This is a genomic window from Streptomyces sp. NPDC088817, assembly GCF_044750345.1.
In the GTDB taxonomy this organism is placed as follows: domain Bacteria; phylum Actinomycetota; class Actinomycetes; order Streptomycetales; family Streptomycetaceae; genus Streptomyces.
In genome coordinates this window covers 13,276-39,634 of sequence record NZ_JBIVJN010000031.1, presented here as the reverse complement: position 1 = coordinate 39,634, position 26,359 = coordinate 13,276, and the positions used below count along the sequence as shown (strand labels likewise).

The following is a 26,359-nucleotide window of genomic DNA, read 5'->3' as shown; positions in this document are numbered from 1 at the left end:
AGGCATCAGCACGCAAGACTGCGACACCAGGGCCTCCTGATGCTCGGTGATTCGACACCAGCGAGCTGTTCAGGAGGCCCTCCTCGTATGCGCCGGCACCCGACGACCACCCGATCGGGACGACCGTTCGATCACCAAGTCCCAGGAGCGGTACGACAACGGCTACTGAGCCAGGACATGCTCGTCTGCTGGACCTCGATGGCTGAATGGACGGGTCAGGTTTCGTTGTGGGGTGGTGGTGTCCTGGCTCGGAGGGCTGGGTCGTTGCGTAGTCGTAGGAAGGTGGCGAGCAGGGTGAGTGCCTGCAGCAGGGCGCATGCTCCGATGAGGCTGTTCAGGTGTGGCGGTGGGGTGAGGGCGAGCAGGATGCCTGCGAGGGGGAAGGGCAGGAGCAGGAGCAGGATGGTCAGGGAGAGGGTGGTGCCGAAGGCGGCGGGTGGGATGACCTGCGAGCGGAGGGTGCGCAGGACGATGGTGAGTCCTCCGTCGGCGGCCATGAAGATGGCTATGAGGCTGACGTAGCCGGTGTAGGAGGGGGCCTGGGGCACGGCGAGGCATGCGGCGGCCGCGAAGGTTGCGCTGATGACGCCGACGCCCCACAGGCCGAGCCGGTCGAGGCCGGCGCGGCAGAGGGCGACGGCGGCCAAGGTGGCGGCCGCGGCGATGGACCAGAGTGCGCCGGCGGCGGCCGGGGAGTGGCCGAAGCGGTCCTCCACGAGGATGGGGCTGGCCGATTGCAGCAGCCCGAGCGTGAGGTTGGAGCAGGCCAGGCCGGCCACGAGCCGGCGCAGGGATGGCAGGGCGCGCAGGGTCTGCCATCCTTCCCGCAGGCCACCGCCGGGTGCTGGTCCGCCACGGCGTGCGGTGCGCAGGGGAGTGGGTGGGGTCTGCAGGGCGAGTGCGGCGGAGGCGAAGGACAGCACGCTCAGGCATGCGAGCATGCGCGTCGGGCCGGTGAGGAGCAGGACGCCGCCCAGCGCGGGGCCGATGAGGGTGGCCGTCTGGTCGATGCCGATCAGGACCGACTGCACTTTGTGGGTCTGCCCTTGGGTTTGTCGGCTGACGACGGCGCCGACCGCTTCGTTGGCGATGAAGCTGAACTGTGTCAGTGCCCCGGTCACGGCGGCCAGTGCCATGACGGTGACGGTCTCGGCCGTGCCCGGCGGCAGGACGACCAGCACGGCAGCGGCGCCTGCCACCAGCAGGGCGCGGGCGAGCGATGCGATGAAGCACACGATCGCCGCGCCGCTGCGGTCGACCAGGGTGCCGGCGAAGCCGAACGCGGCGACCCGGGGTATCCATTCCAGGGCGAAGGCCAGGCCTGTCAGGGAGGCGGAGCCGGTGGTGGCCAGCACGACGAGCGGCATGGCATAGGTCGCCATGGAGTAGGCGAGCGCGTCGCACGCGCGGGGTGTGTAGACGCGCCGGAACAGGCTGCCTGTGGGGAGGGCAGCGTGCCGGCCGGCCGGCTGGGCCTCATGTAAGGAGATGGTCACGACGTGGGGGTCTTTCGTTGAGCGGACGTGGGGGGTCTTTCGTTGAGCGGGGGAGGGGACGGCCAAGGCGTTGCAGGCCGCTCACGCGGAGGAGGACGCCACAGTCGGACAAGCCATAGGCAGGACATAACGCCGCACGTGAACTCCACTCGAAACACTGCGAGGTGAACAGGGGGCGGGCCCGCCACGGGGATGAACGGGCCCGCCCCCTGTCGTGGTGCCGCCCGCGTACCTATACCGGAGTGCAGGCGGCGACTATCCGAGCCCCACGCCCAGCCGTGGAAGTGGGTGTCCTGCCTGCACGGCTGCGGCTCGTCGGCACCCCGAGATCCGCCCGAGCGCACCGCGCTCAGGGAACACCGGTCGCCGCAGTTCCACCAGTAAGCCGGAATGACCGTCCGCTTCACTGCCTGGGAGCGGATCACTGGCGTGACAAGCGAGCCGTCTGAGCGAACTCCTTCGGAACCGGCGAACCCTCGTGCCTCGATATCTCGACGCAACAAGCCCTTCGGACGCTGGGGAGAGGCCTTCGGCGAAGGGTCAGATTTCGACCGCCCGAAGTGGGTCAGGATTCAGCCGCCGTCGACACGATACGGGGTCAAGGTGCAGTGGATGTTCTTTCGTCATCGAACGCAAGGGCTGAAGTTGCTGTGCTGCCTGTAAGGGTGGCGAGCATGGCGCGGATATTGGTCAGTTGTGCGCTGATGCTCTCGCGGCGGATGGCCAAAGCAGCGAGTTCTCGTTCCAACTCACTGCGCATTCGGTCGGCCTTGTTGTTCGCCTCGGTGAGGATGTCGTCGGCCTGGTGTTGCGCTGTTTGCTCGGTCTCGTTGGCGCGGCGCTCGGCGTCCCTCCGTAGCTTCTCGGCTTCCAGGCGCATTTGTTCGGCGCGGTGCTCGATTTCCGTGAGTCGTGCTTCGACTTTCGCCCGACGTGAGGCCAGGTCGCGTTCGGCTTGGTCGCGTCGCTTGGCGAGACCTGCTTCGAAATCCGCTGCGGCATGGGCGGCGCGGGTGCGGGTGCCTTCGAAGAAAGCGTCTGCTTCCTCCCGGACGGCTGCCGCGTGTTTGTTTGCCTCAGCGCGCAGTTCGGCGGCCCGCGCCTGGGCGTTCTCGACCAATTGCATGGACTGTCGGTCGTTTTCGGCTTTGAGGTCGGCCGCGAACGTGGCGGCGTCTGCCCGCAGACGGTCGGCCGCCGCCACGGCCCTCTCATACTCGTGATCGGCGGCCTCGCGGGCCGCGCAGCCCAGCTCCTCGGCTTCTTCCTCAGCGAGACGAAGGATCTCTTCGATGCGTGGACCTAGGGGCGCATACGAGGGTTCGGCGTCGCTGCCCTGCGCTTGGGGGTACTCCGTCTCTGCCAGTAGCTCCTGGATACGTTGTTCCAGTGCGGTTATGCGAGAGAGGGCCTTGTTGCGGTCACCGACAAGCTCGTTGACCCGGCTGTCGACTTGATTGCGGTCGTAGCCGCGACGCACGAGGTCAAATAGTGAGGGGAGGGAGGTTTCAGTCATGGAGTTCCTGTGGAGAATGAGTGGGGAAACTCGGCTTCAGCACGACTCGCCAGCAACCCGCTGAGTCCAGTCACTGGATGATTCTTTTTATCAGAAAGATTCGCTGAGTAATCACCCAGCCTCAGCTTGTTATGTAACCTTTCAGTCACTGCAGGGACATAAGCACCTTCTCGCGTCGAAGCCGGCTGCCTTGAACCGCCGTTCCGAGCGGTGGCGGCCCCGGTCGTCGCACTCGGCCATCAGCAACTCGGCGAGGAAGAGCTCACAGGCTGGCCATGGCCAGGCGACCGCCCTGGCAGCACGCCGGAGCATCCCCGAACCGGAAACTCGGCCAGTCTGCCCGTACAACCCGGCGTTTTGGATGCTCCACTCAACGACTGGTGGAACGGGACGGGCTGCATCCTGAACACACCCGGTCTTCGGTACCCGTGCACCACCGGCTTCCGTGACGTGCTCCGAGTCGTGACGGCGTCGCCGGCGCTCACCAAGTCGGTCGACCGCGCCGTCGTCACGCCGGGCGTCCCAGCGGCCTATACGCTGGACTATTCGGCGAACGGAGCGGGGGCGATCCCTGAGACGGTGGACGGCTTCAAAATCGTCGACACCCTCCCGGCAGGGATGACGTACGTTCCGGGGTCCTCCGCTCCCGCACCCGCGGTGACGACCAATGGATCGGGTCAGCAGGTGCTGACCTGGACACTCGACGGTGTCGCCACCAACGCGAGCCATGCACTCACCCACCAGGCAGCGGCGACAAGTGCGGTGCGCGCAGGTCAGGTGCTGACCAACTCGGCGACGGCCTCGTTCGGCGGGATCACCAACGGCCCGGCGACGGCACAGGTGACGGTCTCGACAAGCGGATACACCACGATCGCCAAGACGGGCGGACGCGGCGTACATCCCGAACGTCAAGGGTGATGGCAAGGGGGAGGGGCCCTGGACGGTGACGCTGCGGTCCTATGACCCGGTGCCGCAAGGACTTCACGGACACCATCGACATCCTGCCCTACCAGGGCGACGGGCGGGGAACTTCCTACTCCGGCTCCTGCGCGCTGAAGTCGGTGAGCGCCCTGTCCGGCGCGAAGGTCTACTACACCACCGCCGATCCGAAGTCCCTGTCGGACGACCCCGAGCACAAGTCCAACGGCGCGGCCGGGACAGTCTCCGGGAACTCGGCGGGGTGGTCGCAGGCCTTCACGCCGGGTGCGACGGCGGTGCGGGTGATCGGTCCGGCGTTGGCCCGGGGGCGCAGCAGCAGTTCAAGGTCACCGTGGCGACCGACGGTGCCAAGGGCGGGGACAAGCTGGTCAACCGTGCGCAGGCGCGGGACGGTCACACGGAACTGGTCATGCGCGCCTCGGCGCCGCTGGTGGTGGCGAACTCTACTCGGCCTCGCTGAAGAGAAGTACGTCCACGACGCCTCCGGTGAGTGGCGCGACGCCAACCAGGCTGCGTCGACGACACCGGGCGCAGCGAACTGATGTCACTGGCCGCCCAGTTCGATCTCGACCTGTTCACCGGATACGACCTGTGGGCCGCGCATGTCTCTGTCCCCGACGCCGCCCACTACAACCTCCGTGGACAGAACACCTAGTGCCGCAGGCCGCAAGACCCGTTCCGGCACCGGCTAAAGCTACCTGCACACCGCCGTCGACGACCACTCCCGCCTGGCCTACAGCGAGATGTTCGCCGACGAGAACAAGGAGACCAACGGCTTCTGGCAGCGGGTCCACCACGCTCAAGGCGCCGCGTGATCTGATGGTGCGGGCTCGGACGGTCGAGCTGAGCTGGTCCGGACAGCGAGTCCCGGCCATCGTCGATGAGTTGAGGTGCAGCCCCAAGACGGTCCGCCGCTGGCTGGATGCCTCGGTGGAACATCGCGCGCACAAGGGGTTGAACAACCGGGCGGAGAACTCCCACCAGCCGACAAGGCAACGCGAACGCGCGATGAAGGGCTTCCGCTCCGTCGGTGGGGCGCAGCGCTTCCTGGCCCCGTTCAGTCGGATCTCCCCGCACTTCCGCCCCGGACGCCACCTGATGTTCGCCCCTGAATACCGTACCGCCATGAAGGACCGCTTCATCATCTGGAACACGATCACTGCCACCATCGGGCACCTCGTCCACCGGGCAGAGCGGCCCGGAACGGCCTCGACATGCCAAGAGCTGAAAGCCTCTCGCTCAACCTGACCATGCCCATCGGACGACCACACACCCCAACAACGTGACAATGCCGCGCGCCCTCCTCGCCGCACAGCGGGACACCCCGCGGCACGGCAGGCCCAAGCACACGATGCGGGCTGCGCGCAAGACGGCCGGGCGGGATTCAACCGGGCGGCCGGTCCGGCGGTTCAAGGCTGCGAGAATGGCCGGGTCAGCCATTCGGCGTACGGCGGCGGGCGCGCGGCGCGCGGCCGCCCGTATGCCTACGACAAGTGGGAAGCCCTCAGCTCATGACCGCCCAGCGCAGTTCCGGCAAGCACGCGTCCTCCGTCCACGAGCTCAAGGTCCGGCTTGAGGGGACGAAACCGCCGATGTGGAGACGCCTTGTGGTGCCCTCGGATGTTTCGCTGGGTTCGCTGCATGACGTGCTCCAAGTGGCGTTCGGCTGGCAGGACGCACACCTGCATGCCTTCGAGGACCGTTCGGGCGGGCGATACGCCCCGCCGGACGACTTCGGCGTTGCTGCCTTCGACGAGGAGAAGGCCGCTCTCGCGGACGTCCTGCCGCGCACCGGCGATCGCATGGACTATACCTACGACTTCGGCGACGACTGGTTGCACCGGATCACGGTGGAGGAGGTACGCCCCGCCATGAAGGGCGAGGGGGAGTTCGCGCTGTGCACGGGCGGGCGACGCGCCATGCCCGCCGCCGAGGACCTCGGCGGCGTGTGGGGGCTGGCCGAGCTGCTGCAGCGATACGAGGCAGGGCAGCGCCCGCGCGCCACGGTCGTCCGGCACGGCGGCGAGGAGTGGGTGGAGTACGACGGACCGCACGACGAGGTGCTGGCCCGCCTGTACGAGGAGGACTTCGACCCGTCCGCCTTCGGCCCTGCCGAGGTCACCCGGGCACTTGCTGAGGTCCGGCTGAGGCGGGCGGCGGGCACGCGGGGGGCGGGCCGCGGCGAACGGAGCGGGGGGCGGGTGCCGGCGGGGATGTACCTGTGCGATTGCGGCGGCCTGCATCCGCTGCCTGGCGATGTCGGCGACAGTCCGGCTGAAGAGCGGTCGCTGTCCGACTTCTTCCATACCGCGGCCGTGCGGCTGCCGGCCGTGCGGCTGCCCGGTGAGCCGGAACTGGCTGGTGCGGTGCGCGAGGTGCCCGTCTTCATGGCAGCGATGCGACTGGGGCACTGGTGCGGCGGCGGCCGGGAGCTGACCCCGAAGGGGTTGCTGCGGCCGAAGCTCGCCCGGCAGGCCGTGGAGGAGGCCGAGCTGTGGCGCATCGACCCCGAGGGATGGGGCGATCCGGAGGATCGGACCGCGCGGTTGGCAAGCATGCGCAGCGCGGGCGACGTGGAGCTGGTGAACCTGCCCTGGGAATGGGCGCTGAACTGCGGCTTCGTCGAGGTGGAGGGCAACCGGGCCTACGCCGGCAAGGAGCTGCCGGACGACGACGCGGAGCTGCTGGCTGCCTGGCAGGGCGCGGTGGCAGGCGCGGCGGTCGAGATCTCCCTGACGTTTCCCGCGCTGGAGGGGCCACTGGGCAGGCTGGCACCGCTACGGGCGCTGACCGACGAGGCACCGCCACTGGTGTTCCTGATGCTGCTCGAGGCATACGGGCTGCCGGACGGGGAGTGGCTGGACGTAGGCGACTACCTGACCGGCGGCTTGGAGGGGCTGCCCGAGGGGCCGGCCCGGCAGTTGGTGTCGGCACTCCTCGCCGAGCAGTACGAGGGCACCGCCGCAACGCTGGAGCTGTTCGGCGCCGCCGAGTGGGAAGACGACCGGACTTTGGCGGACGGCGCCCTCACTCTGCTTCTCGACGGCAGTGGGCGCGACCCGCTGCCGGCCAGCCGCTTCCAGCTCACCCCGCTTGGCCGCTCCGGCCTGCGTAAGTTGCTGGCAGGAGCGGGCATCCCGGCGCCGGTGATCGGTTCGCTCGCCGGGGCGGACGCCCGCGAGCTGCTGGCCGCGCTCCCCTCGTATGCGGGCGACGCGGATGCGGCGGCGGAGGTGGCGGGTTGGCTGGCGGGCCGCTCCGCGGCGGACGCGGCGGTGCAGGTGGTGGACGCCTGCGACGGCACGGAGGCGGCCGACGCGCTGCGCCGCCTTGAGGCCCCGCGGGTGCTGGCCGCCGTGCTGGAGGCGGACCGCACCGGGCGGGCGAAGGCGGTGCTGCGCAAGGCGGCCGTCTCGCAGGTCACGGGTTGCTCGCACGCGGCGGCCTCGATACTGCGCCGGATTGGCGAACCCGTCGAGGGCCAGGCGGCGTGGGGCTTGGAGTGGATGCTCGTGGACGGCGCACTTCCCTTCGCACGCCGCGGTGAACAGGCGCTGCGCGAAAGGCTGTTGGCAGGTCCGGAGACGGGGCCGCGCCCACTCGACCAGGTGGCCGAGCGGGCCGACGACCTGTGGCGGGCCGGCCACCCGCACGCCGGCGAGGTGCTCGGTGCGTTGGCCGACGCGGTCAAGCCCGTCGACAAGGCCTTGGCCAAGCGGCTGCGGAAGGCCGCGTTCAAGGTGGGGAGCGCCACGTGAGCCTGCTTGTCAGGGAGATCGGCGCTGCGGCCTCGCCCCTCGCCGATCCCTCCGCCGTCGCCTGGGCGCGCGAGCACCTCGCCGCTGGCGCATGGGCCGCAGTGTTCGTGCCGGCCGAGCCGGGACAGCCTGCCAGGCTGGGCCATCTGGTGCTCTACCGGCCTGCCGCCGAGGCCCGCCGCGTGCCCGCCCAGGCCGTGGCCCCGGAGGCTGTGGGGCGGGTCCGCCTGCCGCTGGTCCTGCCGCACGGCGGCGGGGTGCGCACCCGCACTGTCGAGGGGTGGGCGCTCTCCCCGGACGTCACCCTCGCCCTTCTGCTCGACCTGCCCGCCTCCGGTGTCCATCCCTCGCTCGCCGCGTGGGCGGCCGTCGCCCGCCGTGCCCTGGACCTGCTCGGCGAGGGGCGTCTGTATCCGGCGCTGACCTCCGACACCTACACCACCTGGCGCTTCGGGCCGCCAGGCGCGCGTGGCAAGCGGGACCTGGACGCGCTGGCGGCCGCGCTGCCCCCTTACGCCCACAACCTCCCCGCGCCCGTGGCGGACGACCGGATGGTGCGCATCGCCGAACCGGCCACCTTGGTACGGGAATTCTGTGATGCCCTCGCCGACACCCTGCCGCGCACCCCGGCAACCGGCTGGGCCGTGCCCGGCAACCCGTACGCCGACCGGGCCACCGCCCTGCATCCGGGCCTGGTCGAGTGGGCGGTCGAGGCCGCTGCCGAGCGGGCCGCGCAGGTGAGTGTGGAACTGAGGGTGGAGCCCCCGGTCGGGCGGCGCCGCGCCTTCCGGGCCGTGCTTCAACTGCGCACCGCGGCCGATCCGTCCCTGGTTCTGGACGCCGCCGAGCTGTGGGCCGACCCGCACCGCGCACAGCGCCTGCTCGGCCCGCACGCCGAGGCCGAGGCGCTGCTCGCGCTGCGCCGCGCAGCCCGCGCCTGGCAGCCGCTGACCCGCCTGCTCGCCGAGGCCGCCCCCAGCTCGCTCCGGCTCGACGACGAGGAGGCCATGGACCTGCTGGGGGACGCCACCGGTGCACTGCGCACGGCGGGCGTGCGCGTGCACTGGCCACGCGAGCTGGTCAAGGCCCTTGAGATGCGCGCGGAGATCGGGGCGGCCACCGCTCCCGGCGCGACCGTGGACACTCTGCTGGGCCGCGATGCCCTGCTCGACTTCTCCTGGCATGTCGCGCTCGGCGGCGAGAAGCTCACCGAAGCCGAACTCGACCTGCTCGCCGAGGCTCGCCGTCCGCTGGTCAAGCTGCGCGACCAGTGGGTCGTCGCCGACCCGAAGCTGGTGGCCCGCCTCAAGCTGCGGCGCAGCCGCGAACTCGCCCCACTGGACGCGCTCCAAGCGGCGCTGACCGGGGAGGTGGAGTGGGAGGGCGAGCGTGTCGCGGTCGAGGCGGCCGGCACCTTCGGTGAGCTGGTGGTCAGGCTGCGCGACCCCGAGGGCCGTACCTCCGTCCGGGCGCCGGAGGGCCTGACCGCCACCCTGCGCGGCTACCAGCAGCGGGGCCTTGCCTGGCTGGCGGACATGACCCGCCTCACGCTGGGCGGGGTCCTCGCCGACGACATGGGCCTCGGCAAGACCGTCACCCTGCTCGCCCTCCACCTGCACCGCCAGGAGCAGCCCGACACCGCGGGTCCCACCCTCGTGGTCTGCCCGGCCTCGCTGCTCGGCAACTGGCAGCGTGAGGCCGCCCGCTTCGCCCCCGCCGTGCCGGTTCGCCGCTACCACGGCGGCGAGCGTACCCTGGACCACCTCGCTGGGAACGAACTCGTCCTGGTCACCTACGGTGTGCTGCGTCGCGACCGGGAGCGGCTCGCCGCCGTGAAGTGGTCGCTCGTCGCCGCCGACGAGGCCCAGCACGTCAAGAACCCGTACGCCACCACCGCCCGCGAACTGCGCGCCCTGCCCGCCCGCGCCCGCGTCGCGCTCACCGGCACCCCGGTGGAGAACAACCTCTCCGAGCTGTGGGCACTGCTCGACTGGACCACCCCCGGCCTGCTCGGCCCGCTGCCCGCCTTCCGGGACCGTTTCGCCAGAGCCATCGAGCGCGGCGCGCTGAGCATGGACGACGACGCGGAGACCGCCGAACAGGCCCGGCAGGCCGCCGAGCACCTCACCCGGCTCACCCGCCCGTTCCTGCTGCGCCGCCGCAAGTCCGACCCCGGGATCGCCCCCGAGCTCCCGGCCAAGACCGAGACCGACCACCCCGTCAGCCTCACCCGTGAGCAGGCCGCCCTGTACGAGGCGCAGGTGCGCGAGGCCATGGCCCAGATCGAGAAGGCGGACGGCATCGCCCGCCGTGGCCTGGTACTCAAACTCCTCACCGCGCTCAAACAGATCTGCAACCACCCCGCCCACTACTTGCGCGAGGCCGGCCCGCTGCCCGGCCGCTCCGGCAAGCTGGAGCTCCTCGACGAACTGCTCGACACGGTGGTGGCCGAAGGCGACGGCGCTCTGGTCTTCACGCAGTACACGCAGATGGGCAAGCTCCTGGAGCGGCACTTCGCCGACCGCGGTGTCCGCGCCCGCTACCTGCACGGCGCCACCGCCGTCCCCCGGCGCGATGAGATGGTCGCCGCCTTCCAGCAGGGCGAGTTCCCCGTCTTCCTGCTCTCCCTGAAGGCCGCCGGCACCGGCCTCAACCTCACACGCGCCACCCACGTGATCCACTACGACCGCTGGTGGAACCCCGCCGTCGAGGACCAGGCCACCGACCGCGCCTACCGCATCGGCCAGGACCGCCCCGTCCAGGTCCACCGCCTCACCACCCAGGGCACCGTCGAGGACAAGGTCGCCCGCCTGCTCGGTGCCAAGCGCGCCCTCGCGGACCAGGTCATCGCCTCCGGTGAGGCCGCCCTGACTGAACTCTCCGACGCCGACCTCGCCGACCTCGTCGCACTCTCCAAGGAGTTCGAGGCATGACCCCCGCCCGCAAGGCACCCCGCACCGGCACCCGCGCCTTCGCCACCACCTGGTGGGGCCAGGCCTGGGTGGACGCCCTGGAGGCCTCCACCCTCGACGCCGGCCGCCTCTCCCGCGGCCGCACCTACGCCCGCAAGGGAATGGTAGGCCCGGTCACCGTCACCCCCGGTATGCTGCGCGCCGAGGTCGAGGGCAGCAACCCGTGGCCGTACGACGCCGCGGTGCACCTGCGCGTCCTCACCGACGCCCAGTGGGACACCCTCCTCGACGCCATCGCAGCCCAGGTCGGCCGCACCGCCGCCCTCCTCGACGGCGAGATGCCCGCCGATCTCGTCGACGACGCCCGCACCGCCCGCGTCCCCCTGCTGCCCGAGCCGAGCGAACTCGACCCGGAGTGCTCCTGCCCCGACTGGGGCTACCCCTGCAAGCACGCCGCCGCCCTGTGCTACGCCACCGCCGTCCACCTCGATGACGACCCCTTCTGGCTCTTCACCCTCCGCGGCCGCACCAAGGACACCGTCCTGACCGCGCTGCGCACCCGCCGCCAGATGCTCACCGGCACCGCGTCCACGACCGGCGACGCACCCCGCGGCGAGGGTGTTCCCGCCCGCGACGCCTTCGCCGCCTGGAACGGCACCTTCACACCGCCCAACTTCGAGACGGCCGATACCGTGCCCGGCGAACCCGACACCGCCCTTACCCCGCTCACCACAGAGCCCCCACCCGGCACCCCCTTCACCCTCGACGACCTCGAAGCGCTGACCCGCGACACCGCCCAGCGCGCCCGCAGCCTCGCCGCCGGACACGCCGCCTCGCTCACCTGCGCCCCCGTCGAGGACGCGGTACGCCTCGCCGCGACAGGCGTCAGCGAGGACTGGTTCCACCAACTCGTACGCGCCACAGGCCTGGCCCCGCTCGACTTCGCCCGCCTGGTCCGCGCCCTGCGGCACGGCGGTCCCGCCGGCCTCGCCGTCGCCCGCGCGCCCCTCGCCCCCGACCCCGCCGCCATGGCCGCCGCCCGCACCGCCCTCTTGGACCCCGACAGCGACGACGGTACGGACGCCGCCCGAAGGGTCCGGCTGCGCGTCTGGCGCAACCGCCTCACCGTCGACAACGAAGGCATCCAGATCCGCTTCGGCCCCGACAACCGCTGGCACCCCTACACCCGCGAAGACCGAGGCACCGCCGCCGACTGGTGGCCCTGCGCCCCCGCCACAGCCGACCCCGTCGCCGCTCTCGTCGCAGCCCGCATCGCCGCCACGCGAAACTGACGGACTAAGCTGGCCGGGGCGCCCGAAGGAGGACACGATGACGACCGCATGGGACGCACTCCCGCCCTGGATGCTGCCGCCCCGGCCGAGTGGGTGGGAGGCCGACGACCTCGACAACGCACCCGACCTCCCACGGCACACCGAGCTGATCGATGGAGCGCTGATCTTCATGATGTCCCCACAGCGGTCCTGGCACGCCCGCGTCGTCACCCGGCTTACGACCGCACTGGACGATCAGGCTCCCGAGGGATTCGAGATCGACCGGGAAATGACAGTCAAGCTGAACGACAAGAACCGGCCCGAGCCTGACGTCCTTGCTGTCACGGTCCCATACGACCCGAACCGTACGCGCTACCTCCCCGACCAGGTTGCCCTCGCCATCGAAGTCGTCTCAGACGAGTCCGCCGACCGCGACCGGTCACTGAAGCCGTTCAAGTACGCGCAGGCAGGTATTCCGCACTACTGGCGTGTCGAGGAGGAAAACGGTCTCCCCGTTATCCACACGTACGAACTGGACGACACCACCCGCGCCTACGTCGCCATCGGTATCAGTCGCGATCGCTTGAAGACAGCAGTCCCTTTCGGTATCGACCTCGACTTGCGCTGTCTCGTCCGCTGATCAGACGCAGGTGACGTAGGCGGTGGGGCCGGTGAGGTCGGCGTGTTCGTGGCGGTCATCAGGTGTTCGCCGCGGGCGAGGGCTTGCTCGCTCTCCGCTTCCGCTCGAAGCCGGACTCGCTGGTAGCGTTCGAAAAAGTGGACGCAGCGGTGCGGAACGCCAGGGCCGCGGCGATCACGCCTGGAGGGCGATGAACCAGGCCAGAGTCCGCCTTGTGTCCGCAGAGGCCGTGTGCGGATGACTTCGTGTGGCCATTGAGCAGGTCCGCTGTCGGAACCGCGTTCGCGACGGTGACAGCAGCGCGTGTTGCATTCCAGCCCCGCCGGTGTGATGCAGATGCAGCTCACTGCCTGGGTCTTGGTGGTGAAACAGCCGGGCCGTGCACGTTCGCTGTGGCAGGGTCGGGCCATGCCCTTTGATCACAACGACCACTATCACCGTCTGCTGTTGCGCCAGGTGCCGCGGAACTGCGGTGCGGCCCTGGACGTCGGCTGTGGACCGGCCGGTTCGCTCGTCGGCTCGCTCACCTGGGCATAGAGGCCGATGCGATCGACCCGTCGGAGGAGGCGATCGCGGAGGCCCGCGCGCTGTCGGGGCGGATAGCCGGTGACCGGGGCCCGCGCTTCCAGCACGCGAACGTCACCGCAGTCGAACTGCCGAGGGCTCTCTACGACTTCATCTCGTGCCTCGCCAGCATCCACCACATGCCGTTCGACACCGTCGCCGCACTGCGTGACGCACTCGCGCCCGGCGGCGTCCTCGTGATCTTGGGCTGCTATCCGGAGAAGACCCGCCTCGACTGGGCTTGGAGCCTGACGGCCGTGCCCGTCAACGCTGTCGCCAGGCTGACCGTCGCTTTGAAAGACAGGCTTCGCCCTGCCGCCGCTTCGACCGGTCGAGAACAGGTGAGAGCGCCGGTGAGCCGGCCGACCGTTCCCGGCCTCCACCTGCGCGCCTCGATGATCTGGATCAAAGACCTCACCCGAGGCGCCCATTGATCACGACTCGATACGCACCTTGGTCGGGCCGGTCGGCACCGGCGTCACCCAGGCGTTTCTCCGCCGCGGCAAGGGCACCGGCACAGCGCGCCATTCGCTCTCCGGTCGCTCTGAGCAGCGAGGGCGCGGGCGAGGTGTAGCCCCGGGCGGAGTGCTCCTCGGGCTGCAGCGGGGATTCCAGGGCCGCGGCGGCCCGGGGGGTCGCCGCTGAGATGGGGCACAGGTTCATTGGCGACGAGTTCGGACTGGATGACGAGTTGGACCTCGTCGTCCAGTGGCTGCACCTCGTAAGCGATCGCGGCGATCACCCGATGAGTGAAGGAAACGAGACGAGTGGAGCGGATGCGGACGGTCTTGCCCACGGGTGAGGTCCACTCGCGTGTACGGTGCAACAGGCCGCTTCGTAGATCGAGTACCCGCTCATGGGAGTGGGTCTGCCCGTGCCGTAGATCCAACTGCTCGTCGTCGACCATGAGGCGGATGAGCTTGCCGTCGGTGACGTTGATAAGCGTCTGCCCGGACTCCGGATACCCGTAGCCCGCCTCCGCGTACGGCAACGGATTCAGTTCGTAGACGCCGTTGACGTAACAGCCGGGCAGGCCGTGCGGCTCGCCCCCCTCCAGGTTGCCTCGCCAGCCGATGTATCCGTTGGACAGGGCGAACAGCGACTCGCTCTGTGCCAGCACATCCAAGGCCCGGCGTGAAGGGCTTGGGCGGAACGTGGAGGATCTGGGGTCGAATCGGACCACTGGCCGGGTCCTGAGAGACTGGCGGGCATGGATGTCGCCCGCAGGAATAACGTCACCGTCACCGGCAACCCGCAGGGCCGGGCGGTGGTGCTGGCCCATGGGTTCGGCTGCGATCAGAACATGTGGCGGCTGACACTGCCTGCCTTGGTCGAGGAGTACCGGGTGGTGCTTTTCGACTACGTTGGCTCCGGCCGCTCGGATGCGGCCGCGTTCTCGGAGGACCGCTACGCGTCACTGACCGGTTACGCCCAGGACGTGGTCGAGGTGTGCGAGGCGCTCGATCTGTACGACGCGGTGTTCGTGGGCCATTCCGTCAGCGCGATGATCGGCGTGCTTGCGGCAGGCATGGCTCCGGAACGCATCGGGGCGCACGTGATGGTCGCTCCGTCTCCGCGATACATCGACGACGAGGGCTACCACGGCGGTTTCAGCGCCGACGACATCGACGAATTGCTGGCGTCACTGGAGTCGAACTATCTGGGCTGGTCGGCGGCGACGGCCCCGGTGATCATGGGCAACGCAGACCGGCCGGAACTGGGCGAGGAGCTGAAGAACAGCTTCTGCGCCACCGACCCGGACATGGCGCGTGTCTTCGCCCGGACCACGTTCCTGTCGGACTCGCGGGACGACCTGAAGAGCGTGGGGGCGCCTACTCTGGTGCTGGAGTGCACTCAGGACGTGATAGCCCCCCGAGAGGTGGGTGCCTTCGTCCACCAGGCGATTTCCGGCTCGACGCTGGTCACGCTGGATGCGACCGGGCATTGCCCGCATCTGTCCGCGCCCGAGGCCACCAACCAGGCGATCATGGAGTTCCTGGCGGCTCTGCGGTGATGTGCCGCACCGGGCAGCAGCCCGACCCGCACGAGGCCGGCGACGAGAAGACCTCCAGCCCGGCGTTTGCCGCGCTGTTGGAGGACAGCGCCGAGGAACTGTACGAGAGCGCACCGTGCGGGTACCTGTCCACGCTGATGGACGGCACCATCGCGAAGATCAACACCACGCTGCTGACCTGGCTCGGCATCGAGCGGGAGGCGGTGGTGGGGCGGAAACGGTTCACCGACCTGCTGACCGTGGGCGGCAAGCTGTATCACGAGACGCACTTCGCGCCGTTGCTGCGCATGCAGGGTGAGATCAGCGGCATCGCCCTGGAGATCAACCAGGCGGACGGCGGCCGGATGCCGGTGCTGGTCTCCTCCGTGATCAAGCATGGCGACACCGGCGAGCCCCTGTTGATCCGCACCACCGTCTTCGACGCCCGGGACCGCCGCGCCTACGAAGAGGAACTCCTGCGCGGCCGGAAGGCGGCCGAAGAAGCACGCAGACAGGCGGAAGCCGACCGCGCCCGGCTGCAGGACGCCCTCGCCGTCCTCCAGCAGTCACTGCTGCCCGACACCCTCCCGAAGGTCCCCGGGGTGGAGACGGCCGCCTACTATCACACCGCCCATCCCGACCGGCTCGGCGGCGACTTCTACGACGTCTTCCCTATCGACGGGAAGCGTTTCGGCTTCTTCCTCGGTGACGTGTGCGGCAAGGGCCCCCAGGCCGCCGCGCTCACCTCACTGACCCGCTACACCCTGCGCGCCGCCGTCCTGCACGACCCCGACCCCGTCTCCGCTCTGACCACCCTCAACAAGGTGCTCCACGAGCGGTATGCCGGCAGCGGCAACCCGCGCTACTGCACCGCCATCTTCGGCACCCTCGAGCCCGACCCCGATACCGGGCAGGTCGCCGTCCACCTGGCCTCGGGCGGCCACCCTCCGGCCATCGCCGTGCGTGCCGACGGCGCCGCCGACTTCCTTCCTACTCCCGGTGGCCTCCTCGTCGGCATCCTGCCCTCCGCGCGCTTCACGGCCACCACGACCGTGCTCGCACCCGGCGACATGCTCCTGCTCTACACCGACGGCATCACCGAGGCCCGCACCGGCGAAGACCGCACCAGCCTGTACGGGGACGAGGCCCTGCTCGCCTTCACCGCCGCCCACGCCGGCCAGCCCCCGCCCGTTTCGATCCAGGCCCTGACCGACCTGCTGCACAGCTTCGGTGACGGCCTCGACGACGACACCGCACTGCTCGCCCTCGGTGTCCCAGCCCCCAACCCCCCGAAGAGAAGCGCCCGATGAGCCCACTGAAAATCACCACCCGAGACGCTGCCACCGGTCCCGTTCTGGAGATTTTCGGCGAGCTCGACTACGACAGCGCCACGCAACTACGTGAACTGATTCCCACCATCACCCTTCGACCGGGCCAGCGCCTCATCCTGGACCTGGGCGGTCTGGAGTTCTGCGACTCCAGCGGCCTCAGCGCCCTCATCGCCGCCCACAATCATGCCCACGCCGCCCAAGCGAACTTCGCACTCGCAGCTGTACCCCTGCACACCCTGCACACCCTGCGCATCGTTGGCCTCGACCAGATCTTGCCCATCTACCGCGACAGCAACACCCTCCGTTTCTGAGGACGCAGTGTGCTCTCCGCGCGGCGACGGAACGGCATGGCCAGAATTGGCCCTCGGGGAGTGTCCGAACGGGAATCAGCAGTAGCGGAACGATCTTGATTCGGTTCGGTGACGTGCCCGTTTTTGCCTGGTCAACGGGCTCTACGGTCCTCGTCATGCCTGTTGAGTACCTGTCTGCTGACCAAGAGACCCGCTACGACCGGTTCGCCACGGAACCGTCGCCCGGGGAGCTGGAACAGTTCTTCCGCCTGGACACGAAGGGCCCTGGGCCTGGCGCGGGCGAAGCGGCGTCCGGCGACGAGGCTCGGGTGGGCGGTGCAGTTGGGGCACAGTGCGGATGCTCGACACCTTCCTGACCGAGGGTCCCACGGCGGTCCCGGTCGCCGTGGTGAGGTTGGTCGCCGAGCAACTCGGCATCGACGACGAGCACTTCGCCGAGTACGGGACGCGCTCGCAGACGGCGTACGAGCACGCGTGGGAGATCCGCGACGAGTACGGCTACCGGGACTTCGCCGCGGGTGAGGCGGAGCTGCGGGAGTTCCTGGCGGCGCGGGTGTGGTCGTCGCTGGAGGGGCCGCGCGCGTTGTTCGACCGGGCGGTGGTGCGGCTGGTGAACCATCGGGTGCTGCTGCCTGGCGTCACGACGCCGGCCCGGATGGTGGCCACAGTCCGCCAGGAGGAGAACGATCGGCCGCACGCGGCGCTGTACGAGGCGGTGCCTTACGACCTGCGCACTGAGATGATCCGGCTGCTCGAAGTGCCGGAGAAGAAGCGGGTATCGGAGCTGGAGCGGCTGCGGCTGGGCTCGATGCGGGTGTCGGGCAAGGCTATGGAACTGGCCCTGGACCGCGCCCGCGAGGTACGGGGCCTGGGCGCCGGCGCGGTCGACGTCGGGCGGGTCCCGGCCGCGCGGATGAGCGGGCTGGCCCGGTACGGGCTGACCTCGAAGGCGCCGACGCTGAAGCGGCTGGAAGTCACGAGGCAGACTGCCACCCTGCTCGCGACCGTGCGGCACTTGGAGACCGCGACGGTCGACGACGCTCTCGATCTGCTGCACGCGTTGACGGCCACCAAGCTGCTGGCGAAAGCGGAGCGAATGGGCAACGACGCCAAGCTCAAGGCCCTGCCGCAGCTGCGCAAGGCCGCGAGTCCGATAAATGCCAGGTAGTTGCGGGGATTGCGCTCGTAGCGAGGGCTCACTGCGCAGGTCGGCGCGGTCGTAGGCCTTGTTCGCATGCGGCCGCTGGGGCTTGAAGTACCGGCCGAGGTGGGGGGCGTGTCTCGTTTGGTGACCGGCGACCATGGGCCTCAGCCCCTCGCTGTCTTGGGTGTTGTCGGCCGAGACGGCGACGAGGAGGGGCAGTCCGTTCGCGTCCGACAGGACGAGCATCCTGGAGCCCGGCCTACCTCGGTCCACAGGGCTCGGACCTGTGTGTGCGTCCCCTTTTTTGGCCCTGACGTGGGCGGTGTCGAGGACGACGCGGGTGACGTCGATGAAGCCGGCGTCGTCGAGCCGGTGCAGCACGGCTTCGTGCGTCGACCCCAGACGCCGGCCCTCGACCAGTTCAGGAACCGGCGGTGGGCGGTCGACTTCGATATGCCGAAGCAGGGTGGCAAGGCTCGCCAGGCGCAGCCGCTGACCAGCACGTAGACGATCGCCGCGAACAGCGTCTCATCAGGCGTGTCCTGCGTCCCGCCGCCCTGGGGACGGACCTTCGACGGCGGGATCAGCGGCTTCGCGATCTCCCACAGTCCGTACGGAACAATCCAACTCCACGTACCCGCCCCATGAACAGACCAACGACCGCCTCACCACGTAGGACACGGTCCAAGCACTTGGCGGGGACGGGTCAGCGCCGTCGCGAGGGCGTAGTCCCCGTGCTGCGACAGGTATGACCCGGCCTGCTCGTACCGTGAACTCGGACGGCCAGTGCGCCTGCCCAATGGCAAGCCCAGGCTTCGCGAGCTGTTCGCGAAACTCCAGGCGAAGCACGGAACGGTGCTGGTCGTGGTGGACCAGCCGGCCTCGATCGGCGCCCTGCCGCTGGCGGTGCAAGGGACATGGGCTGTCCGGTTGCCCATCTGCCCGGGCTGACGATGCGGCGGATCGCCGACCTTTACCCCGGTGAGGCCAAGACCGATGCCCTCGACCCGGGGTGCGGCGCCGACGTGTTCCTGATCGCCGCTGCCCGCTTCCTCGCCACCGCCCACGCAGGAGTGCTCTACGGCACCCACCAACCGGCAGCCCTCAGATGCGATCGACGGCGCATCTCGCCGTCTACGCGGCGGGGGTGAGTTCTGCTTGGCCGAACAGCAGGGCCCAGCCGGTGGGGAGTTGGTGGAGGATGCGGGTGATCAGGTCGGGGCCGGCGTGGGCTGTGACGGCGGCGAGGACGGAGCCGGTGTCCCAGCGGGTGGTGGCCAGGGAGGCGCCGGAGCGGGCGGCGAGGTCCTTGACGAAGGCCCATCCGGTCAGCGGCTGGGTGTCGGGGATCTGCGCGGTCAGCACGCGCGCGGCCTCCAGGGGCAGGCGCCGAGCCAGGTCGACGCGTTCGTCACCGGTCAGCTGACGCCCGAGCCCCGCGAGGACCAGGCGGACGGCTTCGTCGGCCCGCTCGCAGGTGGGGTAGGCGCCCTCGTAGCGGACCTTCTCCAGCATCTGCTCGTACGTCGTCGAGTACGGCTGCTGGTGCTCAAGCGGTACGCGCGCGTCGGAGATCACTGCGGTGAATGCCTTTCACGGAGTCATGGGGGTGCCGGGTACGGCACCCCCGGTCTGGGTCAGGTGGGCTGGGGGCGGCCGAAGAGAAGGTCGTAGCCAGCGGGGAGCTGGAGCAGGATGTGCCCCATGAGGTCCTCGCCTGCCGTGTCGGCGACGGTGGACAGCACGGCGCTGACGTCCCAGGTCGCGGTCTGCTCGGTGGCGTCCTCGATCCACGCGGCAGTCGCGCGGACGAACCGCTCCGGGGGCAGCGGCTCGGCGCTCTGCAGCGGGTTGAGCAGGATCAGGGCGAAGCCCTCCGGCAGACGTGCCGCGAGCTGGTCGCGGACCTCGTCGACCATGTGCGCCGAGCAGGGCGAGCAGCACGCGGGCCGCACGCTCGGCTTCCTCCGCGGTGTCGTATTCACCGCGCTCAGGCACGCGGTCGAGGAACGCTTCGTGTCGCAAGGTCATCGGCCGCCACCCCTTCTTGTCGTCGGGCTCTCCACGGGGGTGCGGAGGGCGGAAAGGGGGAGATCAGGTGCCCGTCCTCCGCACCGGTCCGGACGGGAGTCAGCCGGAGATCTCCTTGCGGCCGGAGCCGACGCCGATGGAGATCTTGCGGGGCTTGGCGCGCTCGGCGATCGGAATGCGCAGGGTGAGCACACCGGCGTCGTAGTCGGCCTGGATGCGCTCGGTGTCCAGGGTGTCGGCGAGCACGATCTGGCGGGAGAAGACGCCCAGCGGCCGCTCGGACAGCTCCACCTTCACGTCGTCGGCCTTCGCCACCGGCCGCCGCTCGGCCTTGACGGTCAGCATGTTCCGCTCTACGTCGATGTCGATCGCGTCTGCGGTCACGCCGGGGATGTCGAAGGCCACCACATACTTGTCACCCTCGCGGTAGGCGTCCATCGGCATCACCGACGGCTTCGACCAGGTGCCCGGGCCCATCAGCTGCTGCGCCATCCGGTCCAGCTCACGGAAGGGGTCAGTGCGCATCAACATCGTGAAACACCTCCAGCAGGTTCGAGCAGTTGCTGCCAATGCGCTGCACTGACACCGTTGTAACATGTCATCCAATGGATGACAAACACGATGTCGTCGAGCCGATGACCACCCGAGGGAGGTGCCCGTGACCGCAGCCGACCAGCCGTCCACGACCAGTACCGACGCCCACAGCCCGGCCTCCTTCCTCGCCGCGGCGGCGGCCCTTGCCGCCATAGACGACGCGCTGCGCGAAGCCCAGCACGAGACCCCCGACGCCGCCGGGCCCGGTCCCGAGCAGGCGCTGGCCTCCCTGATGTTGCTGCGGCAGGTGCGCGAGCAACTCGCCGGCTGGGAGACCGGCCTGATCGAAATCGCCCGCGACGCGGGCGCCAGCTGGGCCGACCTCGCTGGCCCCCTCGGCGTCGCCAGCCGCCAAGCCGCCGAACGTCGCTACCTGCGCGGCCGCCCCGGCGCCGCCGGCACCACCGGCGAGCAGCGCGTGACGGCCACCCGCCAGGCCAGGGCCGCCGAACGCGCCACCACCACCTGGGCCCGCGCCAACGCCGCCGACCTGCGCCGCCTCGCCGGACAGATCACCGCGCTCGCCCACCTCGGGCCCGAAGCGCGCTCAGCCCAGGCCGCCCTGCATGCCGCTCTCGGTGCCGCCGACGCCGCCGAGCTCATTGCACCCCTGGCCGGCATGCGTCCCTACCTCGATGCCCGCCACACCGGCCTCGTCGAATCCCTGGACGCGCTCGAAGGCCGGCGCACGACAACAGCCGCTGACGATGGCTGACTCCCGCCACACAGAGTCACCACATGCGGATGCGGTCCGGCCCACCCCGAACCACGCCGACGGCGGGCAACGGTCCGTCTCGGCCCGAGTCCAAGTCCGTTCATGACGTTCCCACAGAAAGAGACCCACATGGGCAGCAGTGTCGAGACACTGGAATTCCAGGCGGAGACCCGCCAGTTGCTCCGACTGGTGATTCACTCGATCTACTCGAACAAGGACATCTTCCTGCGCGAGCTGATCTCGAACGCCTCCGACGCCTTGGACAAGCTGCGGCTCGAATCGCTGACCGACTCCAGCCTCGCCGAGATCGACGCCACCGACCTGCACATCTGGTTGGAGGCCGACAAGGACGCCCGCACACTGACCATCCGTGACAACGGGATCGGCATGACCCGGGACGATCTCGTGGAGCTGATCGGCACCATCGCCAAGTCCGGCACCGCCGGCCTGCTGGAGAAGATCAAGGAGTCCAAGGACGCCGCCACCGCCGAGAGCCTGATCGGGCAGTTCGGCGTCGGCTTCTACTCGGCGTTCATGGTTGCCGACAAGGTAACCTTGCGCACCCGGCGGGCCGGCACCGACTCCGGCATCCAGTGGCAGTCCGACGGCGAGGGCACCTACGACCTCCAGGCCGTCGACGGCCTGGAGGTGGGCACCTCGGTCACCCTGCACCTCAAGCCCGCCGACAGCGAGGACGGGCTCGCCGACTACCTCTCCGAATCAAAGATCCGCCAGATCGTCAAGCGGTACTCGGACTTCATCCGCTGGCCGATCCGGATGGCCACCGAGCGCACCGACGCCGAGGGCGAGACCACCCGCGACATCGACACGCTCAACTCGATGAAGGCGCTGTGGGCCCGGCCGCGCAGCGAGGTGACCGAGGACGAGTACAACGAGTTCTACCAGCAGATCAGCCACGACTGGCTGGCACCGGCCGAGACGATCCACATGCGCGCCGAAGGCACTTTCGAGTACGAGGCACTGCTGTTCATCCCCTCACAGGCACCCTTCGACCTGTTCTCCCGCGAGACCAAGCCCGGCGTGCAGCTGTACGTCAAGCGGGTGTTCATCATGGACGACTGCGAAGCGCTCATGCCCAACTACCTGCGCTTCGTCAAGGGTGTCGTGGACGCTCACGACCTGTCGCTGAACGTCTCCCGCGAGATCCTCCAGCACGACCGACAGATCCGCGGGGTACGCCGGCGCCTGGTCAAGAAGGTCCTCGGCGCGATCAAGGACATGCAGTCCAAGGACGCCGAGCGCTACGCGAAGGTATGGGCCCAGTTCGGCCGGGCGCTGAAGGAAGGCCTGGTCGAGGACACGGACAACACCGAGGCCCTGCTGGAGCTGGTGTCGGCCGCCTCCACGCACGACCCGGAGAAGACCACCACGCTGCGCGAGTACGTCGAGCGCATGAAGGACGGCCAGGACACCATCTACTACCTGACCGGCGAGACCCGCGCGATGGTCGAGAACTCCCCGCACATGGAAGCCTTCGCCGCCAAGGGGTACGAGGTTCTGATCCTCACCGACCCGATCGACGAGGTGTGGGTGGACCGGGTCCCGGCCTTCGACGGCCACCGCCTGCAGTCCATCGCCAAGGGTCAGGTCGATCTCGCCGAGTCCGCCGACGGCGACCAGGAAACCGACGCCGAGAAGGCCCAGCGCGAGCAGGACTTCGCTGCCCTGCTGCCGTGGCTGACCACCACCCTGTCCGAGCAGGTCAAGCAGGTCCGCCTGTCGTCACGCCTGACGACCTCGGCGGCATGCATTGTCGGCGACGCCCACGACGTGACGCCGACCCTGGAGAAGATGTACCGGGCAATGGGACAGCAGATACCCCCGGTCAAGCGGATCCTGGAACTCAACCCCGTACACCCGCTCATCACCGCCCTGCGCACAGCACACGACGCAGGCGCCGACGACTCCGCACTGGCGGAGACCGCCGAGCTGATATACGGCAGCGCGCTGCTCGCCGAAGGCGGCGACCTGCCCGACCCGGCCCGCTTCACCCGACTGCTCACCGACCGCCTGACCCGGACTCTGTAACCACGGGTGCGGCCCGGCACAGCGGAAGCGCCCGGCCGCACCCACCCCGACCTCGCCACCCGCACACCCCGGATACGTTCGGGCCGCCCATCCACCAGACGGGGTGATGTCTTGGGCTGAAATGGGAGACCGCCTGACGTTCTGCCAGATCACCGGGCACCGTCGCGCGCGAATCACGCCGACGATCAAGGAGCGGGCGTTGCCCACCGACTTCTTGAGCGAGGAACAGCGCAGGCGCTTCGGCCACTTCACTGAGGACCCGGACGAGAGACAGCTCGCCGGGTCCTTCCTGCTGGACCAGACCGCGCGCCGCAGGGCGATGGCCGCCCGTGGCGCGCGGAACCGGATCGGCTGGGCCGTTCAGCTCAACCATCCGCTACCTGGGTACCTTCCTGAACAACCCCGAAGAGGTGCCCGCCGTGGTGGTTGCCTACGTCGCCGAGCAGCTCGGCCTGGAGCTGGCCGCGGTCGCCGGGCACGGCAGCAGCGAGGCCCGCTGGGACCACCAGGAGCAGATCCGCTCCGGCTACGGGTACACCAAGTTCGCCCGCTGGCTCTACCAGCGGGCCTGGATCGGCCGTCTCCGGCCTGCGAGGAGATAGGCGCCTGGCCACCCTTGGGCGCGTTCACCGCGGTCCGTCGGTCTTGGGTAGCAGGTAGGTGCTGGGGATTTTCAGGTCCCGCAGAAGCTCACGCATGGTGGGGGCAGTGCCGCGGGTGAGGTGCACCGCGCTGCGATGCAGGGCCTCCCGGCCTGCCAGACGCATCGTGGACCACCAGTGGGAGCCGGCCCGGTCTCGGACCTCCTCCCAACCGCCCGCCAGGAACTCCTCCTCGGAGTACGCGGCGATGCCACTGCTGCCTGCGGAGCCGGGTGCGGGCGGGATCGGGTCAAGGTTGACGTCGACCAGGACGACCGCAACCTCCGCGAAGTAGGCCGGCGACGTGGCGCCCGGACCAGGGACGTAGACGCGGGACGGCTCCTGTCCCGGCAGCTCAACCCAGCGGATCTGGCCGCCCTCGGGCGTCACGGCGGCGTTACGCACAGTCTGCTCCCCTCCACTCCAGATCGACGGAGAGACGCGAGTAGCCACCGGGCCTCAGTGCCCCGCCACCGCCCCAGACACTGGACGTTGCGTGAGCACCAGAAGCCACGGGCCTCGATCAAGGCACCCCACCCGATTTCGTTCACAACGTCGTCAGCGGAGCGGTCCCTGTTCGTCGATGAACACGGTGGGCGTGGACAGGAACACATCCGCGTTCACCGGGCCGTAGGCGATGTTGAACGTGTCCAGCCAGTACGACCAGTCCCGGATCCCCAGTGCACTGCTGAAGCGGTAGTTGAGCTGCCAGCGCACGCACGGGCCGGGGACGAGCCGCGCTGCCAGGGGACGTCGCGGCCGGGGCTTGGCCCGGCCGAACATCCGGCGCTTGATCATCTTGATGTGGTTGACCCGGCCTTCCACAGGACCGGAGTTCCAGCAGTTGGTCAGGCGGGCCAGGATCTCCAGGGTGCAGTAGCGCGGCATCTCCGGATGGGTAGAGCGGCTGCCCGGGTGGCCGTCAATGCGAACGCCGCCGGTCCCGAGCTGGATGAGCAGAAAGGGCTGGCAGTTGCGTCCTCGTCCCCTTCGGCGACAGCTTCGAGTAGCCCCGGTCTGCTCCCAGGCCCTCGCGCCCGGCGGGTGCTCGGCCAGCCGGTCGCCGACCGCACTCGAGCCCTGACGGCACACGCTGCCCACGTACCGGCACCCGCGGCGGCTGTCCCACGCGAGGTACACCGCGCAGCTCGCCGTCACCTGACGGCGCACCATGGCCGGGCTGGTCTGGCACACCACCACCGACGACAGACTGCTGCCGGCCGCGGCCGTCCCGTCGGCGAGGACCGGGTGGACCAGTCGCAGCATCGGTCGCGGCGCCCACCTGATCTCCGCGGGCAGGGCGGGACTGGAGCTCACTCGGCCCCTTCCTCGTCCTCGTCGGCCACGAAGATCGAGGGATCGACCGGCCCGAACTTCGTGGTGTCGGGCGCCTTGCTGTCGGCGAGCGCATACAACTGTCCGGCGATCATGACCAGACCCGATTCCCGCGGGCATGCCGTGGACCACGGCCAGCGAGATCGAAGGAACAGGCGCCCCAAGAGCTCCCAGGGCGAGTTGGATGAGAGACCAGAGGCGAGGACGACACCGCGAGGGTCGGCAGACCGTACTCCCTGACGGCGGTGAACCCCAGAACGGTGAGCCCGGCGGCAGGACCGTTGACCAGCGGGCTGCTGCCGGGCAACATGCTGGTGATCAGGCCGCCGATAATGCCGCTGATCCCCGACGCTGGCCCGCCCCCCGTACGAGGTGTCAGACGAAGGTGATGTCCCAGTGGGTGGCGCCGCGCTTGGGGGTTTCGTAGACGTACTCGAGCGAGATGCCGGCGAGGTTGCCGTACCAGCGGGGGTCGTGGCCGCGCGGCTTGCCCTTGCGCTGGGTTTTCTTGATCCACCTGGTGACGCAACCCCCCTCGTCGCGGGTGCGCAGGTCGAGCTTGTATCCGTTGGCGTGGGTGTGGTTGGAGTTGCGGCCGGTGCTGTGACCGGATTCGGTGCCACCGGTGATGATGATCGTGCAGTGGCTGGCCTTCTTGAGCGCGATGACTCCTTGGATGGTGCGGGTGCGGACGCCTTCGAGGGAGGTGCGGCCGACGGGGTGCCTGATGCCGGCGGCGGCGAGCCGTGCGAGGGCCTGTCGGTTGGTCAGGCGGCCGTTGCCGGCGAGCGTGCGGTGAGCCGGAGCGCTGAGGCTGGCATCGGTGACGAGATGCTTCGCGGGGGCCGCCGTGGCAGACGCTGTGGCTCCGGGCAGGACGACGATGCCCGCGAGCGCCGCACCGAGCGTCAAATTCTTGATCATGTTTCGCATGACCTGCTCAACGATCACGAGCGCGCTCAGTGTTACGTGGAACCGCGCCGGCCCACCCCAATAGGGGTCCTGAAGTGCTCCAGGCTGACGCGGGCCAACGCCTGAAACGACTGCCCGCGCCCGAGTCGCGGCGGATCGCCCGTCTGACAGAGGCGTTCGCCCTGACTCGTGGAGGTGAACTGGTCA

The 26,359-nt window shown here is 69.6% G+C and carries 19 protein-coding genes and 11 pseudogenes; 18 read left to right on the top strand and 12 right to left on the bottom strand.

Features of this window, described 5'->3' with window-relative positions; all coding sequences use genetic code 11:
• Positions 1 to 215 precede the first annotated feature (215 nt).
• From ACIP4X_RS34730 to ACIP4X_RS34720, 3 genes and pseudogenes are all read right to left on the bottom strand, one after another.
• A complete protein-coding gene (locus tag ACIP4X_RS34730) occupies positions 216 to 1,496 on the bottom strand; it encodes an MFS transporter (protein WP_358735472.1) in 1,281 nt (426 codons plus the stop codon).
• A 598-nt stretch (positions 1,497 to 2,094) separates the two neighbouring features.
• A complete protein-coding gene (locus ACIP4X_RS34725; RefSeq protein WP_358735470.1) occupies positions 2,095 to 3,012 on the bottom strand; it encodes a cellulose-binding protein in 918 nt (305 codons plus the stop codon).
• A 159-nt stretch (positions 3,013 to 3,171) separates the two neighbouring features.
• Positions 3,172 to 3,270: pseudogene (locus tag ACIP4X_RS34720) on the bottom strand (AAA family ATPase); the annotation flags it as partial.
• Between the two features lie 204 nt (positions 3,271 to 3,474).
• Here ACIP4X_RS34720 and ACIP4X_RS34715 point away from each other — a divergent pair.
• The 10 genes and pseudogenes from ACIP4X_RS34715 to ACIP4X_RS34670 all read left to right on the top strand — a co-directional run bounded on the left by ACIP4X_RS34715 (position 3,475) and on the right by ACIP4X_RS34670 (position 13,530).
• Entirely contained in the window at positions 3,475 to 3,930 is a 456-nt protein-coding gene (locus tag ACIP4X_RS34715) for a hypothetical protein (protein WP_401352316.1), read from the top strand.
• A 41-nt stretch (positions 3,931 to 3,971) separates the two neighbouring features.
• Positions 3,972 to 4,493, top strand: a complete 522-nt coding sequence (locus ACIP4X_RS34710; RefSeq protein ID WP_358735468.1) for a hypothetical protein — start codon at positions 3,972 to 3,974, stop codon at positions 4,491 to 4,493.
• Positions 4,494 to 4,643: 150 nt separating this feature from the next.
• Positions 4,644 to 4,745: pseudogene (locus ACIP4X_RS34705) on the top strand (IS481 family transposase); the annotation flags it as partial.
• A gap of 16 nt (positions 4,746 to 4,761) precedes the next feature.
• A pseudogene (locus ACIP4X_RS34700) lies at positions 4,762 to 5,199 on the top strand (DDE-type integrase/transposase/recombinase); the annotation flags it as partial.
• A gap of 263 nt (positions 5,200 to 5,462) precedes the next feature.
• A complete protein-coding gene (locus ACIP4X_RS34695; protein WP_358735464.1) occupies positions 5,463 to 7,709 on the top strand; it encodes a plasmid pRiA4b ORF-3 family protein in 2,247 nt (748 codons plus the stop codon).
• Positions 7,706 to 10,642, top strand: a complete 2,937-nt coding sequence (locus ACIP4X_RS34690; RefSeq protein ID WP_401352312.1) for a DEAD/DEAH box helicase — start codon at positions 7,706 to 7,708, stop codon at positions 10,640 to 10,642. The genes ACIP4X_RS34695 and ACIP4X_RS34690 overlap by 4 nt, the downstream gene beginning before the upstream one ends.
• Entirely contained in the window at positions 10,639 to 11,913 is a 1,275-nt protein-coding gene (locus ACIP4X_RS34685; RefSeq protein WP_401352310.1) for an SWIM zinc finger family protein, read from the top strand. Before ACIP4X_RS34690 ends, ACIP4X_RS34685 begins: the two co-directional genes overlap by 4 nt.
• A gap of 37 nt (positions 11,914 to 11,950) precedes the next feature.
• Positions 11,951 to 12,532 carry a Uma2 family endonuclease gene (locus ACIP4X_RS34680; protein WP_401352309.1) on the top strand — a complete coding sequence of 194 codons (582 nt, stop codon included), beginning with the start codon at positions 11,951 to 11,953 and terminating at the stop codon, positions 12,530 to 12,532.
• 408 nt (positions 12,533 to 12,940) lie between these two features.
• On the top strand, positions 12,941 to 13,069 hold the full coding sequence (locus ACIP4X_RS34675; protein WP_401352307.1) for a hypothetical protein: 129 nt from the start codon (positions 12,941 to 12,943) through the stop codon (positions 13,067 to 13,069).
• Entirely contained in the window at positions 13,024 to 13,530 is a 507-nt protein-coding gene (locus ACIP4X_RS34670; protein ID WP_401352323.1) for a class I SAM-dependent methyltransferase, read from the top strand. The genes ACIP4X_RS34675 and ACIP4X_RS34670 overlap by 46 nt, the downstream gene beginning before the upstream one ends.
• Before the next feature lie 142 nt (positions 13,531 to 13,672).
• On the opposite strand, the pseudogene ACIP4X_RS34665 reads toward ACIP4X_RS34670, so the two are convergent.
• A pseudogene (locus tag ACIP4X_RS34665) lies at positions 13,673 to 14,279 on the bottom strand (family 65 glycosyl hydrolase); the annotation flags it as partial.
• A 27-nt stretch (positions 14,280 to 14,306) separates the two neighbouring features.
• Here ACIP4X_RS34665 and ACIP4X_RS34660 point away from each other — a divergent pair.
• From ACIP4X_RS34660 to ACIP4X_RS34645, 4 genes are all read left to right on the top strand, one after another.
• Positions 14,307 to 15,110, top strand: a complete 804-nt coding sequence (locus tag ACIP4X_RS34660; RefSeq protein WP_358735458.1) for an alpha/beta hydrolase — start codon at positions 14,307 to 14,309, stop codon at positions 15,108 to 15,110.
• Positions 15,110 to 16,399 (top strand): SpoIIE family protein phosphatase, encoded by a 1,290-nt coding sequence (locus tag ACIP4X_RS34655; RefSeq protein WP_358735456.1) that lies wholly within the window; start codon positions 15,110 to 15,112, stop codon positions 16,397 to 16,399. Before ACIP4X_RS34660 ends, ACIP4X_RS34655 begins: the two co-directional genes overlap by 1 nt.
• Entirely contained in the window at positions 16,396 to 16,731 is a 336-nt protein-coding gene (locus ACIP4X_RS34650) for an STAS domain-containing protein (RefSeq protein WP_358735454.1), read from the top strand. Before ACIP4X_RS34655 ends, ACIP4X_RS34650 begins: the two co-directional genes overlap by 4 nt.
• A gap of 331 nt (positions 16,732 to 17,062) precedes the next feature.
• Complete coding sequence (locus ACIP4X_RS34645) at positions 17,063 to 17,899, top strand: DUF4158 domain-containing protein (RefSeq protein ID WP_401352303.1); 837 nt, start codon at positions 17,063 to 17,065, stop codon at positions 17,897 to 17,899.
• Here the strand turns inward: ACIP4X_RS34645 and ACIP4X_RS34640 are convergent.
• Positions 17,848 to 18,498: pseudogene (locus tag ACIP4X_RS34640) on the bottom strand (IS5 family transposase); the annotation flags it as partial. The gene ACIP4X_RS34645 and the pseudogene ACIP4X_RS34640 sit on opposite strands and share 52 nt — an antisense overlap.
• Before the next feature lie 169 nt (positions 18,499 to 18,667).
• On the opposite strand from ACIP4X_RS34640, the pseudogene ACIP4X_RS34635 reads away from it, so the two are divergent.
• A pseudogene (locus ACIP4X_RS34635) lies at positions 18,668 to 18,900 on the top strand (transposase); the annotation flags it as partial.
• 109 nt (positions 18,901 to 19,009) lie between these two features.
• On the opposite strand, the gene ACIP4X_RS34630 reads toward ACIP4X_RS34635, so the two are convergent.
• The 3 genes and pseudogenes from ACIP4X_RS34630 to ACIP4X_RS34620 all read right to left on the bottom strand — a co-directional run bounded on the left by ACIP4X_RS34630 (position 19,010) and on the right by ACIP4X_RS34620 (position 20,437).
• Positions 19,010 to 19,453: a DUF2267 domain-containing protein gene (locus tag ACIP4X_RS34630; RefSeq protein ID WP_358738189.1), complete on the bottom strand. Its 444-nt coding sequence runs from the start codon at positions 19,451 to 19,453 to the stop codon at positions 19,010 to 19,012.
• Between the two features lie 59 nt (positions 19,454 to 19,512).
• Positions 19,513 to 19,906, bottom strand: a pseudogene (locus ACIP4X_RS34625) (DUF2267 domain-containing protein).
• 99 nt (positions 19,907 to 20,005) lie between these two features.
• A complete protein-coding gene (locus tag ACIP4X_RS34620) occupies positions 20,006 to 20,437 on the bottom strand; it encodes an Hsp20/alpha crystallin family protein (protein WP_358738187.1) in 432 nt (143 codons plus the stop codon).
• A gap of 127 nt (positions 20,438 to 20,564) precedes the next feature.
• On the opposite strand from ACIP4X_RS34620, the gene ACIP4X_RS34615 reads away from it, so the two are divergent.
• The 3 genes and pseudogenes from ACIP4X_RS34615 to ACIP4X_RS34605 all read left to right on the top strand — a co-directional run bounded on the left by ACIP4X_RS34615 (position 20,565) and on the right by ACIP4X_RS34605 (position 23,866).
• Positions 20,565 to 21,215, top strand: a complete 651-nt coding sequence (locus ACIP4X_RS34615; protein WP_401352299.1) for a type III effector protein — start codon at positions 20,565 to 20,567, stop codon at positions 21,213 to 21,215.
• Between the two features lie 129 nt (positions 21,216 to 21,344).
• Positions 21,345 to 23,264: a molecular chaperone HtpG gene (htpG, locus tag ACIP4X_RS34610; RefSeq protein WP_391460289.1), complete on the top strand. Its 1,920-nt coding sequence runs from the start codon at positions 21,345 to 21,347 to the stop codon at positions 23,262 to 23,264.
• Between the two features lie 106 nt (positions 23,265 to 23,370).
• Positions 23,371 to 23,866: pseudogene (locus tag ACIP4X_RS34605) on the top strand (DUF4158 domain-containing protein).
• A gap of 30 nt (positions 23,867 to 23,896) precedes the next feature.
• On the opposite strand, the pseudogene ACIP4X_RS34600 reads toward ACIP4X_RS34605, so the two are convergent.
• The 4 genes and pseudogenes from ACIP4X_RS34600 to ACIP4X_RS34585 form a co-directional block, all read right to left on the bottom strand.
• A pseudogene (locus ACIP4X_RS34600) lies at positions 23,897 to 24,310 on the bottom strand (hypothetical protein); the annotation flags it as partial.
• A gap of 153 nt (positions 24,311 to 24,463) precedes the next feature.
• Positions 24,464 to 24,670, bottom strand: a pseudogene (locus ACIP4X_RS34595) (hypothetical protein); the annotation flags it as partial.
• A gap of 620 nt (positions 24,671 to 25,290) precedes the next feature.
• Positions 25,291 to 25,583: pseudogene (locus ACIP4X_RS34590) on the bottom strand (SulP family inorganic anion transporter); the annotation flags it as partial.
• Between the two features lie 32 nt (positions 25,584 to 25,615).
• Positions 25,616 to 26,164: a hypothetical protein gene (locus ACIP4X_RS34585; protein WP_401352296.1), complete on the bottom strand. Its 549-nt coding sequence runs from the start codon at positions 26,162 to 26,164 to the stop codon at positions 25,616 to 25,618.
• Between the last annotated feature and the right edge of the window lie 195 nt (positions 26,165 to 26,359).